Here is a 16830-nt window from a genome sequence, read left to right as displayed (position 1 = left end):
GATGGGTCGATCGCCCGATGCGGCACGGCCGCTGTGGTCCTTAGCGTTGTGGAGTATGACAACACAGCACATAGAGACACTGATAGTCGGGGCCGGCCAGGCCGGACTGTCCACCGGATACCACCTGCAGCGAATGGGTCGGCAATTTCTGATCGTCGACGCGAATCGGCGCCTCGGCGACAATTGGCGGCAGCACTACGATTCCCTGCGCCTCTATTCGCCCGCCAAGTACGACGGTCTGCCCGGCATGCCGTTTCCGTCCGCGGACCCGTGGAGCTATCCGGCACGCGACGAAGTAGCTGCGTTTCTGGAGCGCTACGCCATAGATTTCGACCTGCCGGTTCGGTTGAGTACGCGCGTCGACCGGTTGACGGCGCGAGCGGGCGGTGGCTACGCCGCGATCATCGGCGACGACACCATCACGTGCGACAACGTTGTGGCTGCGACCGGGACATTCGGCCGCACTCCGAATGTGCCGGATTTCGCTGCTGACTTGAATCCCGCCATCCGGCAAATGCATTCGAGCAAGTACCGACGACCCGGCCAGCTGCAGTCCGGTGCGGTGCTCGTCGTCGGCGCCTCCCACTCCGGCACCGACATCGCCTACGAGACGGCACAAACTTACGAAACAATTCTGTGCGGGCGCGACTGCGGACAGATCCCGATCAGGTGGGACTCGCGGCGCATTCGCATCGGGTTCCCGATCCTCGTGTTCGCATGGCGGCACATCGTCACGCGAAGGACCCCGATCGGCCGGAAAGCGATGTCGCACATTCGGTTCCACGGCGGCCCGATGCTCCGGGTGAAGCGCGACGATCTCGCCGCGCGCGGGGTGCGGCGCAGTATCGCGCGGGTGGCCGGGGTGCGCGACGGACAGCCGGTGCTCGACGACGGCACGGTGCTCGACGTGCAAAACGTCGTTTGGGCGACCGGTTTCAAGCAGGTGTTCGACTGGATCGACGTGCCGGTGTTCGGCGTGGACGGGTGGCCCCGCGAATATCGCGGCGTGTGCGACGAGGCGGCGGGATTGTTCTTCTGCGGGTTGAGCTTCCAGTATTCGTTCAGTTCGATGGTGTTTCCGGGGGTGGGACGGGACGCGCAGTACGTGGCGCGCGCGATCGCTTCGCGGGCGGGTATCCGGACAAAGATCGAGCAAGCGGCCGCATCATGAGCACCCCCTGACGGCACCACGCGCGCGTACTCTCATACCAGGTGATGCGCGGTGGGAGTCGTGGAGGATCTTCTGCAGGCTCGCGACGCTTACGAACGTCGCGAGTGGTTGCAGGCGTACGACGCCCTCTCCCGGCTGGGAGATGACGGCTCCGCCGACGGTGCAGATCTTGTCAAGCTCGCGACAGCCGCGTATCTCACCGGGCGAAAAAACGATTGCGTTCAGGCGCTGCAGCGCGCCTACCAATTGCACGTCGACGCGGGCGACGCATTGGCGGCGATTCGGTGCGCGTTCTGGCTGGCGACGGTCCTCGCGACCACTGGCGAACCGGCGATCGGCGGCGGGTGGGCTGCGCGAGGGCAGCGGTTGCTCGACGACGTTCCAGACGATGTCGTCGAGCGTGGCTACCTACGTATCCCTGTGATGTTCCAGCACATAGCGGCGGGCGAGTTCGGCGCCGCGCAGGAGCATGCGATCGAAGTAGCTGACTATGGCCGCCGCTTCGGCGATCCGGATCTCCTCGCGATGGGGATCTCCGCGCAGGGTCGATTCGCCATGTACAGCGGGCGAGTCCCCGAGGGGCTTGCCCTCATGGACGAAGCGATGGTCTATATCGCGACGGGTCGGGTCTCGCCGATCTTCGCAGGCCAGGTCTACTGCGCGATGATCGAGGGTTGCCAGGAGGTATCCGACTTCGGGCGGGCGGCCGAATGGACCGTCGCGTTGACCACGTGGTGCGACGGGCAGCCTGGGCTGATTTCGTTCACCGGCCAGTGCGCGGTACACCGCGGCCAGATCATGCGGTTGCGCGGCGCCTTCGACGCCGCACTGGAGGAGTTCGCCAGAGCCGTACAGCGGTACGTCGCCGCCGACACTTTGGCTGCCGCCGGGCTTGCGCTGGCCGAACGTGGCGACGTGTTCCGCGTGCGCGGCGAGTACGCCGCCGCCGACGCCGCCTACAACGAGGCGCTCGGGTATGGGCACGAGCCGCAGCCGGGTCTCGCGTTGCTCTGGCTGGCACTTGGTCGCGAGGGGGCTGCAGTCGCTGCGATCAAGCGCCTGCTGGCCGAAGTGCGAGACCCGGTCCACCGGTCCCAATTGCTGCCCGCGGCAATCGAAATCCTGATCGCCGGTGGTGAAACGGACTTGGCTGCCGAAGCGAGCAAGGAGCTGTCGGAGATCGCAGCCGGCTTCGGTTGTGTTGCTTTGCGTGCCATGACGAACGCCGCAGCCGGTCACCTGGCACTGGCCCGCGGCGACCACGCCGACGCAACGCCGCAACTGCGCCGAGCGTGTCGGCTCTGGAACGAGCTCGCCGCTCCGTACGAGGCGGCGCGGTGCGCCGTCCTGCTCGCGAGGGCGTTGCGCGCGCTCGGTGACGAGGACTCGGCGATCGTGGAATTACGCTCTGCCAAGCAAACATTCGCCGCGCTCGGTGCCGCACCCGACGCTCGCGACGTCGCTGCACTGCTCGACCCGTGCTTGCCAGGCGGACTCAGCAGCAGGGAAGCCGAGGTACTCCGATTGGTGGCCGTGGGCAAGACGAACCCCGACATTGCCGCAACTTTATTCCTCAGCGAAAAGACTGTCGCCCGGCACCTTTCCAACATTTTCACCAAGATCGGCGTCACCTCGCGGACGGCCGCCGCCGCGTTCGCGTTCGAGCACCGGCTTGTTCACCCAGCCGACCGGTAGCGGGCCGATCCTGCGCCATCGAGAGCCGCGACGTCGTAGTCGACGACGACCGGGGCATGGTCGCTGAGCCGGGTCCCGCGGTGTTCCCGGTCGACGAAGGCGTGCCGGGCGGTCCGGGCAAGGGCTGGCGTCGCGAGGTGGTAATCGATGCGCCAGCCGGCGTCCTTCTCGTACGCCTTGCCGAGCCAACTCCACCAGGAGTACGGACCCTCGACGTCGGGATGAAGACGTCGTACGACATCGACGAGCGTGCGCGGCGAAAGTTGCTCGTCGAGCCACGCCCGCTCCTCGGGTAGGAAGCCCTCCGTTTGGTGACTCCGGCGCCAATTGGCCACGTCGGCACGGGAATGGGCGATGTTGAGATCGCCGGTCAGTAGATACTCCCGTCCGGCAATCGCCGCCGCCCGCCGTGCGGTGACCAGGTGGCGAGCGAAGCCGCCGATGAAGGCCATCTTCCGTTCGTACTTCACGCCTCCATCGGGCGCTTCCCGCATGCGCTTTGGGTCCTGCAGGTGCGCTGGCAGGCCGCCCTTGGGCAGATAGAGGCTGGCCACGGTGAGGGGCGCGTCGGCGAGGTCGACCTCGATGTAGCGGCCCTCGTGCGAGTGGCGCCGCAGCGCCCTCGGAAATGGTCTATCCACGGCAGGAGCCGCCCAGCTTCGCACCGCGACCGGTGGTGTTCGGGTGAGGACAGCGACGCCGTTGCGGCCGGCGATCACACCGGGGTCGTAGGATGCGTGGTAGCCACCGAAAGCATTGTCGGGCAGGTCTTCTGGCTGACAGCGCACCTCTTGCAGCGTCACCACATCGCAGTTGCGGTGGGTCAGCCAGTCACCGAATCCTCGCCGCCCTGCGGCTCTGATGCCGTTGATATTGACCGTCGCGATCCGGAGCACCGGGCAATCTTAGATACTCGAAACCATGATGATTCGACCGGCCGAGCTGGAGGCGATCAAGCGCGGCGATATCGATCTGGCCTTTCGGCGCTGGGATCGCGCACGCGTCAAGGTAGGAACCGCGTTGCGGACCAGCATCGGTCTGGTCGAGGTGGTCGCGGTCTCGCCCGTACCTGCCTCCAGCCTGCGCGCGGCAGATGCCCGACGGTGCGGCGCTGCCTCGCTCAAGGCGCTGCACGAGGCGTTGTCGGCGCGTCCGGATCGACCGATTTTTCGGGTCGAGTTGCGCTACGCCGGATCCGATCCGCGTGCGGCACTTCGGGAGACGTTGCCGACGCCGGACGAAATTGCCGACCTCATCGCTCGCCTGGACCGCCTCGACGCCGCATCTCCCATCGGGCCGTGGACTCGCGACACGCTGCGGCTGATCGATACCAACGCCGAAGTGCGCGCACCCGAGCTGGCCGAGCGGGTCGGCCGACCGACGGCCGAATTCAAGCGTGACGTACGCAAATTGAAGGAGAAGGGGCTGACCGAATCGCTCGCTATCGGTTACCGCCTCGCTCCGCGCGGGGAAGCGGTGCTCGATCACATCGATGGGCCGCGTGAGCGTGCGCCGCGCCGGACCGGCACTCCGCTCCCGCGCAGTATCGGAGCTCCCGCCACCGGAGCATTACGAGCGGTCGACGCGCACACCTTGGAAGAGGTCAGCCAGTGGCGACGCGCTGACCTTGCGGCGCTGCACGGGGTCGGGCCCATCGCTCTCGATCGCCTCGCGACCGCTTTGCACGAGATTGGACTCGACTTCTCCGACACTGTCACAGACGCGTAGAACGAGGGTCTGCGCGGCAGCGGCCGACCGGATCCAAGACGCGTCGAGACACAAGGTCTAGTGCTGCCGCTATTTGTCGGCCACAAGCGGTAGCGTCTACGTATCAAAGCGGTGCTACTTGGAGCGAGGCGAGATGGTCAAACTGATCGATCGGGTATCGGCGATCAACTGGAATCGGGTGCCCGATGAAAAGGACGCCGAGGTGTGGGACCGCCTCGTCGGAAATTTCTGGCTTCCGGAGAAAGTGCCGGTCTCCAACGACATTCCGTCGTGGGCAACACTGAAGCCGTCCGAGCAGCAGCTCACGATGCGAGTCTTCACCGGGCTGACGTTGCTCGACACGATCCAGGGCACGGTCGGCGCCGTCAGCTTGATCCCCGACGCCCTCACACCGCACGAAGAGGCGGTGTACACCAACATCGCGTTCATGGAGTCGGTGCACGCCAAGAGCTACAGCTCGATCTTCTCCACGCTCTGCTCGACACGCGAGATCGACGACGCGTTCCGCTGGTCCGAGGAGAACCCGAACCTGCAGCGCAAGGCCGAGATCGTTCTCGATTACTACAAGGGCGACGAACCGCTCAAGCGCAAGGTTGCCTCGACCCTGCTCGAGAGCTTCCTGTTCTACTCGGGCTTCTACCTGCCGATGTACTGGTCGTCGCGCGCGAAGCTCACCAACACTGCCGACCTCATCCGCCTCATCATTCGCGACGAGGCAGTGCACGGGTACTACATCGGATACAAGTACCAGCGTGGCCTCGAGCTGCTTACGCAAGCGGAGAAGGACGAACTCAAGAACTACACGTTCGAGCTCCTCTTCGAGCTGTACGACAACGAGGTCGAGTACACGCAGGACCTCTACGACGAGGTCGGCCTCTCCGAGGACGTCAAGAAGTTCCTCCGCTACAACGCGAACAAGGCCTTGATGAACCTCGGCTACGAAGCGCTGTTCCCTAAGGACGAAACCGACGTCAACCCTGCGATCCTGTCTGCGCTTTCGCCCAACGCCGACGAGAACCACGACTTCTTCTCGGGATCGGGTTCGAGCTACGTCATCGGCAAGGCCGTCAACACAGAAGACGACGATTGGGACTTCTGAGTCGCAAACGGTGACCTACGCCCAGCTGACGACTCCCATCTGGTCGACGACCTCGAAGAGCTCGACCGGCGGAAACGGGTCAAAGCTTTTGGCTGGAATGCCAACGAAATGCCGGAGATGCAGTACACAGTTGTCTCGACCGGACCTGGCGACGAGTCGGGGATGCCCAGTGAACCGGGTTTCATCAACGGTGGCTTGTTCAAGCGAACGGCGGACGAGCCGACGCGGCCGGTGATCACGGTAGACGTGCCGGATATAACGGCGGCGCTCGCAAAGATCGGGGAACTCGGCGGCTCGACCGTAGGCGAGAAAATGGCGGTGGGGGAAATGGGATTCGCGGCCTACTTCAAGGACACCGAAGGCAACGTCATCGGACTCTGGCAGAACGCCTGAGGCGGCAAACGACCGCGGACCACAAAAAGAAAACCCGGGACACTGTGCGGTGCACAATGTCCCGGGTGGTGAAGTCCCGGGTTCGGTGAAGTCCCGGGTTCGGGCGAAACTAGGGCTGGCCGCTGAAGTACGCGAATCCCGAGTCGATCAGAGGCTGGCCGCCTGCGACGAACAGGCCGATCAGGCCACCGATGATGGCTCCTGGGATGACACCGATACCGAAGAAGAAGAAACCGATGATGCCGCCGATGATGGCGCCGACGAGCGCGCCGGGTACGGCAGCCCGCTGCAGTTCGCTGATGAACCACTGCTGTGAGCCGACATCGTGGATCGCCGGGTTCGATACGCCGGTCGGGGTCATCGTCAGGGTCCGGCCGTCGTTGGCGATCTGCGCTGCAATGGGCAGTTCCTGACCGCGGACCTGGAAGACGAGTGGCAGTCGCTCGATCACGTTGCCGGCGGCATCTGCGATCGTCACGGCATCGCCGTTCATCGCGAACGTGCCGGAGTCCAGCGTCGTCGAGATCGATGTGCCGTCGTTCGTCAGCGCGGTCTCGTAGGCCAACCCGTGGCTTGCGCCTGAGTAGGCCGGAGCTGTCAGTCCAGCCGGTTCACCGTGCGCTGTCCCAGCCGCAAGTCCTAGGGTTGCAACCGCCAGCACGGCAGTTGCGGCGAGCTTCCTGATTTTCACGATTCTCCCCATTCGTCGGTCGATCCGGTGTGATCGACTTCACAGCACAGTACCGCGCAATACGTGCTGGTCCGGGTCATTTCGGGCGTGTCATGCAAGCAGATGACCGCGGCTAGGAGACGTAGCCGTTCAATGAACCGAGTAGGTCGGACACCAGTGTGCGGGCCGCAACGACCCCGTTGCCGTTCCAAATCGTGTCTTCGACGTTGAATACGCGGCGATCCTTTGCTGCGCCGAGGTCTTCCCACTCATCGCTTTTCATGACGTCGATGCCGTGCTCTTTGCCTGCATCGCCCTCGAACATCACGTAAATGATGTCGCCCTCGGCGTCGGCCAGGTCGTCGGCGCTGATTTCGACCGACCCGCCCTGCTGGTAACCCGGCCGACGAACCCCGGTGTCGGTCATGACGTTCCCGGCGAAGGTGTCCGGGCCCTGGATGAAGATGGAATCTGCGGTGAACAGCACGACCGAGGCCTGCGTCTGGCCGGAGTTCAACGCGACACCCGCATCCTCTGCTTCGCGCTGATAATCGAGAACCGCCCCGACCGATGCGCTCGCCCTGCCCAAAGCTTGTGCGGCAACGCCGAATTGGCGCTTCCAGCCGCCGTCTACGCCGTCGTACACAGTGGGCGCAATTGCAGACAGGGCCGCGGCGGTGGCGTCGTCGGGCTTGGTCGAGCCCAGGATCAGGTCGGGCTGCAGTTCCCTGATCCTGTTCAGGTCGGGCGCGCCGACCGGCCCGATGCCCGGAATCGCGGCAATGCCGGTGCCGAGGTAGTTCGGTTGTGCCACTGGACCGTCCAGCGTGGCTGCGCCGACGACCCGTTCCCACAATCCGAGGCCGCACACGCTGTCGAGAGCCTGAGTGCTCAGCACGACGATTCGCTGCGGGTCGGCCGGGACGATCGTTTCGCCGCCGGCGTGGGCGACCGTGCGGGTCGGACCGTCCGCGTCGTCCGGCGCGGCCGGTAGTGGGCAGGCAGTGGTGGTGTCGCGCTCGATCCCGAGGACAGCTGCACCGGCCACGTTGGTCGTTGTCTTGATCACCGACACCGAGTCGTCTGCGGGGCTACTGCAGGCGGCCAGTGCGCAGACGATCGACAACACGGCGAGGGCAGACATCTTCCGGACCGGCATGTGCGGTGACGTTACTAGGCATCGATTGCCGCCTCCGTAACGCATACCAGCCAGAAATAGGCAGTCGGCACCGTCGCACCTCGGCAGTTCCGGATGAACAATTGAGGCAGGCGAAGGCGGGAGGTCCGGAGATGTCGGTACACGTGGCCGCAAAGATCATGCAGGACGTGGCGCTGCTGCGGCATCAGCCCACGGAGAAGCGCGTACGCGTGCTCGAGGGCGGCACCGTGGTTGCGGATACGCGCGGTGCGACGTTGATCTGGGAACCCCGACGAGTCGTTGCGTCGTACGCGGTGCCGGAATCCGACATTCGCGTGGACATCCGCGAGACCGAGAGCGCGGTTGCCGCGGAAAATCCCGTCGTGCTCGGCGATGGACCGCCGGTCCTCGACCCGAGCACGGGCTTCGGATTCCATACGAGTCCGGGAACAGCGGTGCAGGTCGGGAACGGTCTCGGCTATCGGCTCGACGACGCCGACTTGGCCCACCTGATCGTGCTCGACTTCGACTCGTTCGACTGGCTGGAAGAAGAGGAGCCGATCTTCGGTCATCCACGCGATCCCTTCAGCCGCATCGACCTGCGCCAGAGTGCGCGCAATCTCCGTATCGAGCTCGAAGGAAGGCTGCTCGCGGAGACGACGCGACCGCTGCTGCTGTTCGAATCGTTGATTCCCGCCCGCTACTACATTCCGCGCGACGATGTTCGGGTCGAGTTGACCCGCAGCGCTACCGACACCGTGTGTGCCTACAAGGGCCACGCGACACACTGGCATGTGAGCGGGCTTGGAAATGCCGGCGCGGACATCGCCTGGAGCTATGAAAACCCGCCGCCGGAGCTCACTCAGGTTGCGGGGCTGGTGTGCTTCTACCAGGAACGCGTCGACATGACGGTCGACGGAGTTCTGTTGCAGCGTCCCAGAACCCCGTGGTCGCCTCGCGATTGAAGGCCGTCTCGGGCAGGAGAATTCCGACAACTTCCGGGCATTGGGTGCCCTGACGGCGGGTAGGGGAGTTTAATTACGACACAGAGTAGGACCGGGTCCGCCCGGCGGTATCGAAGCGGCTACGATTCGAGACGCAAGCCCGAGGATCGTGTCTCCACCGCCGACGGCGGACATGAGGAGCGGGGCCTGCGGAGCGACCGAAGGCATATCAGGAGGATTAGTGACTGCCGTAGAGCCCAAGCCTGCGCTTGAAGCCGCCCGGCCGTATCCGCCACGCGTCGGACCGAAGGGTTCGTACCTGTGGAAGATGCTCACGACCACCGACCCCAAGGTGCTCGGCATCATGTACTTGACCACGTCGCTCGGGTTTTTCCTGATCGGTGGTCTTATGGCGCTGCTGATCCGCACCGAACTAGCGGTGCCAGGTCTGCAGTTCCTCTCGCCTGAGCAGTACAACCAGCTGTTCACCATGCACGGCACGATCATGCTGCTCTTCTACGCGACGCCGATCGTCTTCGGTTTCGCGAACGTGGTGCTGCCGTTGCAGATCGGTGCACCCGACGTCGCGTTCCCGCGCCTCAACGCTTTCAGCTATTGGCTCTACCTGTTCGGTGCGACGATGGCGACCGCAGGTTTCATCACGCCCGGCGGCGCGGCCGAGTTCGGGTGGACGGCGTACTCGCCGTTGACCAGCGCACTGTATTCCCCGGGTGTCGGTGCGGATCTCTGGATTCTGGGACTCGCTGTTTCGGGCCTCGGCACGATTCTCGGCGGCGTCAACATGGTCACCACGGTGATCGTCCTGCGCTGCCCGGGTATGACGATGTTCCGGATGCCGATCTTCACCTGGAACATCCTTGTGACCAGCATCCTCGTGCTGCTCGCATTCCCGCTCCTGACCGCGGCGCTGATGGGCCTGGCCGCCGACCGTCATCTCGGCGCGCACATCTACGACCCTGCCACCGGCGGTGTCTTGCTCTGGCAGCACTTGTTCTGGTTCTTCGGGCACCCCGAGGTGTACATCATCGCGCTGCCGTTCTTCGGGATCGTGTCGGAGATTTTCCCTGTCTTCAGTCGCAAACCGATCTTCGGATACACCACGCTCGTCTACGCGACGCTTGCAATCGCGGCGCTGTCGATCGCGGTGTGGGCGCACCACATGTACGCCACCGGTGCGGTCCTACTCCCGTTCTTCTCCTTCATGACGTTCCTCATCGCGGTACCGACCGGTGTGAAGTTCTTCAACTGGATCGGCACAATGTGGCGAGGTCAGTTGACTTTCGAAACTCCTATGCTGTGGTCTGTCGGTTTCCTCGTGACATTCCTGTTCGGTGGGCTTTCGGGCGTCATCCTGGCCAGCCCGCCGCTCGACTTCCACGTGACCGACTCGTACTTCGTCATCGCGCACTTCCATTACGTGCTGTTCGGCACGATCGTGTTCGCGACGTTCGCCGGGATCTACTTCTGGTTCCCGAAGATGACTGGCCGGATGCTCGACGAGCGGCTCGGCAAGTGGCACTTCTGGGCGACGCTCGTCGGTTTCCACACGACGTTCCTCGTTCAGCACTGGGTCGGTAACGAGGGCATGCCGCGTCGCTACGCGGACTACCTGCCGACCGACGGCTTCACCGTGCTCAACACGGTGTCTACGATCGGTGCCTTCATCCTCGGTGCTTCGACGTTGCCGTTCGTCTGGAACGTCTTCAAGAGTTTCCGGTATGGCGAGGTCGTGACGGTCGACGATCCGTGGGGCTACGGCAACTCGCTGGAATGGGCGACTTCGTGCCCGCCGCCGCGCCACAACTTCTACGAGCTGCCCCGGATTCGTTCCGAGCGCCCCGCGTTCGAGTTGCACTACCCGCACATGGTCGATCGAATGCGCGCAGAAGCGCACGTCGGCTGGGGTTCGGGCGGGCACTCGACGCCGGTGGACGAGAAGGACGCTGCTCTCGAAAAGTAGAACCCGAGCGATGAGGCCCCCTCTACGAGGGGGCCTTTCGCGTGTTCAGTGTCGACTTATGGCGGGTCTGTGCGACCGCCGCACGTGAGCACTTGACACAATGGTCGGCGAACGGCCGGCATTTCGGCCTCACACGAACGGAGATGCTTGGTGGGTTCATCCGACACCACTGTGCTCGTAACCGTCACCGGCCCGGACCGGCCGGGTGTCACATCGGTTCTGTTCGCGGCGCTGTCCCGGCACGAGGTGAGTCTGCTCGACGTCGAACAGGTCGTCATTCGCGGACGTCTGACGCTCGGCGTGCTGCTGTTCTGCCCGAACGACCCCGAGGCTCTGCAAGAGGAGCTCGAGGAGGCAATGACGACGGTCGGGGTGCACGTCGACGTCGAAATCGGTGCAGATCCCGTCGGGCGTGCCGGTGTGTCGACCCATGCGGTCGTCGTGCTCGGCAGCCCCGTCACGGCGCGTGCGTTCAGCGAGATATCCCGCAACCTCGCCAAGCAGGGTGCGAACATCGACTCGATCCGGGGCATTGCCGATTACCCGGTGACCGGTCTCGAACTTCTTGTCACGGCCTCGAACACGGGTGCCGACGCCGACGCCCGGCTGCGGACCGGACTCTCCGAGGTCGCGGTCCTGCAGAACGTCGACGTCGCGGTCGAACGCGCCGGTCTGGCGCGGCGCGCCAAACGTCTCATCGTCTTCGATGTCGATTCAACGCTCATCCAGGGCGAGGTCATCGAAATGCTTGCGGCACGGGCCGGAGTCGAGGAGCAGGTCCGGGCCGTAACCGAAGCGGCGATGCGTGGCGAGATCGACTTCGAGGAATCGCTGCACCAACGCGTTGCGACGTTGGCCGGCCTCGATGCGAGCGTCATCGAGGAGGTCAGCGAGACCATCGAGCTGACGCCCGGCGCGCGTACGACGATCAGGACGCTGCGCCGACTCGGTTTTCACTGTGGCGTGGTCTCGGGTGGCTTCCGGCAGGTCATCGAAGGTCTGGCGCATGAACTCGAACTGGACTTCGTCCAGGCGAACACACTCGAGATCGTCGACGGGAAGCTGACGGGCCGGGTACTCGGCGAGATCGTCGACCGTAAGGCCAAGGCCGTCGCGCTTCGAAAGTTCGCTGCCGAAGCGGGGATCCCGATGGAACAGACTGTCGCGGTGGGGGACGGCGCCAACGACATCGACATGCTCAATGCAGCCGGTCTCGGCATTGCCTTCAATGCGAAGCCGGCACTGCGTGAGGTCGCGGACGCGGCGCTCTCGCACCCGTTTCTCGATGCGGTGTTGTTCATTCTCGGCGTCACGCGGAACGAGGTCGAGGCGGCAGACGCGATAGACGGCATGTTCCGCCGGGTGCCGCTGCCGGGACAGTGAGCGCCCCAAGCGTCGAGCCGGGTCCTGTGCGGGCCATGCCGATGGTCCTGCACCTGCCGAAGGCGGATCCACCACTGCGGACGGCGGTGCTCGAGGCGGCAGCGGTCGCGGTCGTCACGCTGTGTTACGACGAACGCGTCGCGCCGGGCGGTCCGTGGGAAGCCGATTTCCGGAGCTGGGTGGACGGCAGGATCCGCAAGGTTGCCCGTCGTGCTCGGGGTGCGCATTGGCTGGCCGCTCAGGAGGTCGAGGGTGTGACCGTCGAGATCGACGGAGCACAGGCCCGGGCTTTGGTACCCGGTCTCGTCGATGAACTGGATCCGCGCATCAAGCGCCTTCAGGTGGGCGGCACGGACCTCGAGCACGACGAGCCAGGCGAACCGCAAGACCCGAAGTTGCCTGTGCTGTGGGTGAATTCGTCGCTCGATATGACGCTGGGTAAGTCTGCCGCCCAGGTCGGACATGCGTCGATGATGCTCGCCGACGCTATGACTCCCGATGCTCGAGCGGCATGGTCGGCGGCCGGCTGGGCCTGCGCTGTCCGTGAAGCGACACCGTCGCGTTGGCGGGAGGTAGCCGACCTCGTTGCCGCGCGACGTGCGATCGCCGTCCGCGATGCGGGCTTCACCGAGGTGGCGCCCGGGTCGATGACCGTCGTCGCGGTACCCGGTCACTGACATGGACGCCGAGCGCAGGTTCGCGGCGGAACGCGTCGCGCGCTTGGCAACGATCGGTCCGGGCGGTCCGCATATCGTGCCTGTGGTCTTCGCTGTCGGAGCCAACTGTGTGTACCTGGCCATCGACCACAAGCCGAAAACCACCCGGCGACTTCGGCGTCTCGCCAACATCGCCGCGAATCCGGACGTGAGCCTGATCGTGGACCGGTACGACGAGGACTGGTCCGCCCTCTGGTGGGTTCGGGTGGACGGCACAGCGCGTGTCGTCGATGCAGATTCTGTCGCGGGCGTTGCTGCAATCGACGCGTTGGTCGCGAAGTATGCGCAGTACTCCGGGGCGCGGCCGGAAGGCCCGGCAATCGTCGTGAGTGGTCTGCGTTGGAGCGCTTGGTCTGCACAGATATAAGGCCAGTTGTCCAGACTTGGCTATTTATTGGATAGCCAGTTCTAGGCATCATCGAAGAATGTTGATTCGGCGTCTGATTGCGCTCTACTTCGGCCTTGCACTCTATGGCTTCTCGATGGCCATGATGATCCGCGCCGGTCTCGGCCTGGATCCGTGGGATGTGTTTCATCAGGGTGTCGCTGGCCGTGTGCCGCTATCGTTCGGGGCTGTCACTGCTCTGACCGGTCTAGCAGTGCTTATGGCGTGGATCCCGTTGCGGCAAAGGCCAGGCTTGGGCACGATCAGCAATATTGTCGTGATCGCGATTTCGGTGGACATCGGCCTCGCGGTTTTGCCGGCGGTCGACGGCCTGTGGGTCCAGGCAACGGTGATGATTGCTTCGGTGGTCCTGAACGCGCTCGCATCGGCTCTCTACATCGGAGCCGGAATGGGTCCAGGTCCACGCGATGGCCTGATGACTGGCCTTGTCCGGCGGACCGGTCGATCGGTCAGATTGGTCCGCACCCTGATCGAGGTTGCAGTCCTGGCCACCGGTTGGTTGCTCGGCGGAACGGTCGGGCTGGGCACCGTGGTCTACGCGCTCGGTATCGGTCCGCTGATTCAGCTGTTCATTCCGGCCATTTCGCGGTACCTGCCAGGCTTCGACAGTCCAGCCGCACACGGTCCGCAGCGGGAGCATGCACCGGTGCCGGTTGCGACCTGATCACGCGGTTTGCGGGCCCGGAGCGTCGGGTATTCGATCCCCGAGTAGTTAACGGAATCGCCCCGCATGCGCATATCAACACAACGAATCGCGGAGGAGGCGCTGTGCAGATCACCGTTCGACGCGCTGTGGACAATCCGCGGTTCGCGGAACTCGAGGCCGAGTACCGCGAGATGGGTTGGCCGCTTGCGCAGACGCCGACCGGACTGTCGGTCGTCGCGGGCGATTCGCTGTGCGGGATCGAACTCTTCGGCGACCGCGTCGCCGAGTTGCTCCGGCTCATGTACCAGGGGTCGATGACGTGGCCGACGCTGGACCTGCCTGGGAATCGGCGACTCGTGATTCTTGCTCGCGCCCCGAAGGGTGACGCCGACCTCCGCGCCCTTCGTGCCGCCCGTGCGACGGTTCGCTGGTCGGGGTTGCGAATACCGCTACCGCCGACAGTTGTCGTGTCGGGTCCGGTGCGGTGGGTGGTCCCGCCGCGTCCGTCGTCCGGCCTACCTACCGTGGAAGCCGTGACCGAGGCGATTCGGGTCGCGAACAGCCGGCAATACCTCGACGACACCAAGGCCGCGTCATGAACTCGCTACTGGTGGCGGCGCTGATCCTCTGGGTTGCGGCATCGATACCAGTCGCAATCGCCCTGGGCAGAATCGCAGGCAGGCACCGTCGACAGCTGGCGCCTCGACCGCTATTCGACGACCGTGCGTGCGCGCGACCGCAGCGCTAACACCGTCTGACCGCTCACCGAGACCACGGCGCCGGCCGCCAACGTCCCCATGTCTGCCGGTGTCCCCAGTGGATCGGACGAGTCGAAGACGGGCTCGAGTTCGCCGTCGAACCATTCCGGGCGCCCGGTGGTGAGGTCCGCCGGGCCGCCGGAGTGGAATATCAGTAGCCAACTCGAGTCGCGCTTCGGATCCTCGCCGTCGGCTGCGATTCGAACGTCGGATTCGTCGATCCACGCTTGCAATGTGCGACGAGAGTCGTCGTGCCACGCGTCGACGGTCATCTCGACGCCGTCGGCGCCGAACCAGACGAGGTCAGGATGGCCCGTCGGAGTGTTGCGACCGTCGAAGAACTCCGGCTGCCGCAGTGCCGGCGCCGATCGTCGCAACCGGGTGAGTGCGCTGACGAATGCGACCCACGGGTCGTCGGCACCAGGCCAGTCGATGGCCCACGAATCTTGTGGCGATGCCTCTTCGGGCACGCAGTATGCGTTGTTGTTGCCGCCCTGACTGCGGCCGAGTTCGTCGCCGCCCAGCAGCATGGGCGTGCCGGTCGAAACGAGCAGGGTCGCGAGCAGCGCACGTGCATGCCGACCGCGTGCGGCAAGCACGGCGGGATCGTCCGTCGGGCCTTCGACACCGTGGTTGGCGGAGGCGTTGTGGTCGGCGCCGTCTTTGGAGTCCTCGCCGTTCGCGTCGTTGTGCTTGTTCTCGTAGGACACGACGTCGGCGACGGTGAACCCGTCGTGCGCGGTGACGAAGTTGACCGACGCCCACGGCCGCCGGTCGAGGCGGACCGTCCCGAACAGATCCTCGGAACCTGCTATGCGCGAAGCCAAGTCGCGCACGCCACGGTCGGCGAGCCAGAACCGGCGCACATCGTCACGGAACTTGTCGTTCCATTCCGACCACTGGCTGCCGAAGTTGCCGACCTGATAACCGGCGGCTGTGGCATCCCAGGGTTCCGCGATCAGCTTCGCGCGCGCCAGTGTCGGATCGCTGAAGATTGCCGTGAGCAGCGGCGCGCGAGAGTCGAAGGGGCCCAGGCCATCTCGCGCGAGTGCTGATGCCAGGTCGAAGCGAAAACCGTCGACGCCCAGGTCCGAATACCAGTACCGCAGACTGTCGCAGACCATTCTGGCGACGACAGGTGAGTAGCCGTCGACAGTGTTTCCGCAGCCGGTCAGGTCGATGTCGCAGCCGTCGTCGTCGAGCATGTAGTAACCCGGTGCGTCGAACCCGCGCCAGCTGATCGTCGGTCCCCAGACGGAGTGCTCGCAGGTGTGGTTGTAGACGACGTCGAGCACGACTTCGATTCCCGCGGCGTGCAATCCGTCGACCATCGATCGGAATTCGGCGACCTCTTCGCCTGGCGCCGAGGCATAGCCGGGGTGCGGGGCAAAGTAGGAACCGGTCGAGTAACCCCAGTGGTTGCGCATGCCCCGAGCGCGGACGGAAGGTTCGGTGATGAAGGCGTGGACAGGCAGGAGTTCGAGCGCGGTGACGCCTATTTCGTGTAGGTGGTCGACGACGGCAGGCGACGCGAGCCCCAGGTACTTACCGCGATCGGCCACGGGCACCCCTGGGTGACGCGCGGTGTAGGAACCGACGTGAACCTCGAGCAGAACGGTTTCGGCCCACGCCGTTTCGAGCCGTTCGCCGACACCGGTCGTGCGTGATGCGGTGACAACGGACAGCGGAACGTGGCCGAGCGAATCGACGGTCGACGGCTCTCCGAACGCCTCGTCGGCGTAACCGAGCAGCGCACTGTTGTCGCCGACCCTGCCGGTGATTTGCCGGGCGTATGGGTCCAGGAGCAATTTGTGCGGGTTGCAGCGCCGGCCGCGAATCGGCTCCCACGGACCGTGCACGCGGTAGCCGTACCGCTGCCCCGCACCGATTCCCTCGGCGAGCCCATGCCAAATTCCGTACGTCTGGTGGGGCAGATCGATGCGGCGTTCGTCACCCTCGCCGTCGACGAGACACAGCTCGACGCGCGTTGCTTCTGGGGCGTGCACTGCGAATTGCGTGCCTCCCGTGACGATCGTTGCGCCCAGTGGAAACGGCGATTGCGGCGACACGGTGTCGATCATGCCGTGAAAGCCGCATCAATG

General features: G+C 64.8%; 16 protein-coding genes. 12 read left to right on the top strand and 4 right to left on the bottom strand.

The window, feature by feature from the left end; genetic code table 11:
* Positions 1-55 precede the first annotated feature (55 nt).
* Both JGU72_RS02240 and JGU72_RS02235 read left to right on the top strand, forming a co-directional pair.
* Positions 56-1171, top strand: a complete 1116-nt coding sequence (locus JGU72_RS02240) for a flavin-containing monooxygenase (protein ID WP_199682115.1) — start codon at positions 56-58, stop codon at positions 1169-1171.
* A gap of 51 nt (positions 1172-1222) precedes the next feature.
* Positions 1223-2866: a helix-turn-helix transcriptional regulator gene (locus JGU72_RS02235; protein WP_199682114.1), complete on the top strand. Its 1644-nt coding sequence runs from the start codon at positions 1223-1225 to the stop codon at positions 2864-2866.
* Here the strand turns inward: JGU72_RS02235 and JGU72_RS02230 are convergent.
* The gene (locus JGU72_RS02230; protein WP_199682113.1) at positions 2848-3762 is read right to left on the bottom strand and encodes an exodeoxyribonuclease III; all 915 of its coding nucleotides are present in this window, start codon (positions 3760-3762) and stop codon (positions 2848-2850) included. The genes JGU72_RS02235 and JGU72_RS02230 overlap by 19 nt on opposite strands.
* 25 nt (positions 3763-3787) lie before the next feature.
* On the opposite strand from JGU72_RS02230, the gene JGU72_RS30525 reads away from it, so the two are divergent.
* The 3 genes from JGU72_RS30525 to JGU72_RS02215 all read left to right on the top strand — a co-directional run bounded on the left by JGU72_RS30525 (position 3788) and on the right by JGU72_RS02215 (position 6086).
* Entirely contained in the window at positions 3788-4594 is an 807-nt protein-coding gene (locus tag JGU72_RS30525) for a helix-hairpin-helix domain-containing protein (RefSeq protein ID WP_233531037.1), read from the top strand.
* A 133-nt stretch (positions 4595-4727) separates the two neighbouring features.
* A complete protein-coding gene (gene nrdF, locus JGU72_RS02220; protein ID WP_199682112.1) occupies positions 4728-5693 on the top strand; it encodes a class 1b ribonucleoside-diphosphate reductase subunit beta in 966 nt (321 codons plus the stop codon).
* Positions 5694-5810: 117 nt separating this feature from the next.
* The gene (locus JGU72_RS02215) at positions 5811-6086 is read left to right on the top strand and encodes a VOC family protein (RefSeq protein ID WP_233531036.1); all 276 of its coding nucleotides are present in this window, start codon (positions 5811-5813) and stop codon (positions 6084-6086) included.
* A 109-nt stretch (positions 6087-6195) separates the two neighbouring features.
* Here JGU72_RS02215 and JGU72_RS02210 read toward each other — a convergent pair whose 3' ends face one another.
* Positions 6196-6777 (bottom strand): DUF6861 domain-containing protein, encoded by a 582-nt coding sequence (locus JGU72_RS02210; protein WP_199682110.1) that lies wholly within the window; start codon positions 6775-6777, stop codon positions 6196-6198.
* A gap of 112 nt (positions 6778-6889) precedes the next feature.
* Entirely contained in the window at positions 6890-7915 is a 1026-nt protein-coding gene (locus JGU72_RS02205; protein WP_199682109.1) for an ABC transporter substrate-binding protein, read from the bottom strand.
* A 131-nt stretch (positions 7916-8046) separates the two neighbouring features.
* Here JGU72_RS02205 and JGU72_RS02200 point away from each other — a divergent pair, with 131 nt between their 5' ends.
* From JGU72_RS02200 to JGU72_RS02170, 7 genes are all read left to right on the top strand, one after another.
* Positions 8047-8859: a DUF427 domain-containing protein gene (locus JGU72_RS02200; protein ID WP_199682108.1), complete on the top strand. Its 813-nt coding sequence runs from the start codon at positions 8047-8049 to the stop codon at positions 8857-8859.
* A 220-nt stretch (positions 8860-9079) separates the two neighbouring features.
* Complete coding sequence (gene ctaD, locus JGU72_RS02195; RefSeq protein ID WP_199682107.1) at positions 9080-10819, top strand: aa3-type cytochrome oxidase subunit I; 1740 nt, start codon at positions 9080-9082, stop codon at positions 10817-10819.
* A gap of 150 nt (positions 10820-10969) precedes the next feature.
* Positions 10970-12202 (top strand): phosphoserine phosphatase SerB, encoded by a 1233-nt coding sequence (gene serB / locus JGU72_RS02190; protein ID WP_199682106.1) that lies wholly within the window; start codon positions 10970-10972, stop codon positions 12200-12202.
* Positions 12203-12237: 35 nt separating this feature from the next.
* A complete protein-coding gene (locus JGU72_RS02185) occupies positions 12238-12879 on the top strand; it encodes a peptidyl-tRNA hydrolase (RefSeq protein ID WP_199683146.1) in 642 nt (213 codons plus the stop codon).
* Between the two features lies 1 nt (position 12880).
* Positions 12881-13285: a TIGR03668 family PPOX class F420-dependent oxidoreductase gene (locus JGU72_RS02180; protein WP_199682105.1), complete on the top strand. Its 405-nt coding sequence runs from the start codon at positions 12881-12883 to the stop codon at positions 13283-13285.
* 58 nt (positions 13286-13343) lie between these two features.
* Entirely contained in the window at positions 13344-13988 is a 645-nt protein-coding gene (gene yczE, locus JGU72_RS02175; RefSeq protein WP_199682104.1) for a membrane protein YczE, read from the top strand.
* Between the two features lie 104 nt (positions 13989-14092).
* Positions 14093-14569, top strand: a complete 477-nt coding sequence (locus JGU72_RS02170) for a hypothetical protein (protein WP_199682103.1) — start codon at positions 14093-14095, stop codon at positions 14567-14569.
* 110 nt (positions 14570-14679) lie between these two features.
* On the opposite strand, the gene glgX is transcribed toward JGU72_RS02170, so the two are convergent.
* Positions 14680-16809: a glycogen debranching protein GlgX gene (glgX, locus tag JGU72_RS02165; protein ID WP_199682102.1), complete on the bottom strand. Its 2130-nt coding sequence runs from the start codon at positions 16807-16809 to the stop codon at positions 14680-14682.
* Between the last annotated feature and the right edge of the window lie 21 nt (positions 16810-16830).

Source organism: Antrihabitans auranticaus, from assembly GCF_016481275.1.
Lineage (GTDB): Bacteria > Actinomycetota > Actinomycetes > Mycobacteriales > Mycobacteriaceae > Antrihabitans.
Note: the sequence above shows the minus strand (reverse complement) of the source record. Positions and strands in the feature narration are given on the sequence as shown.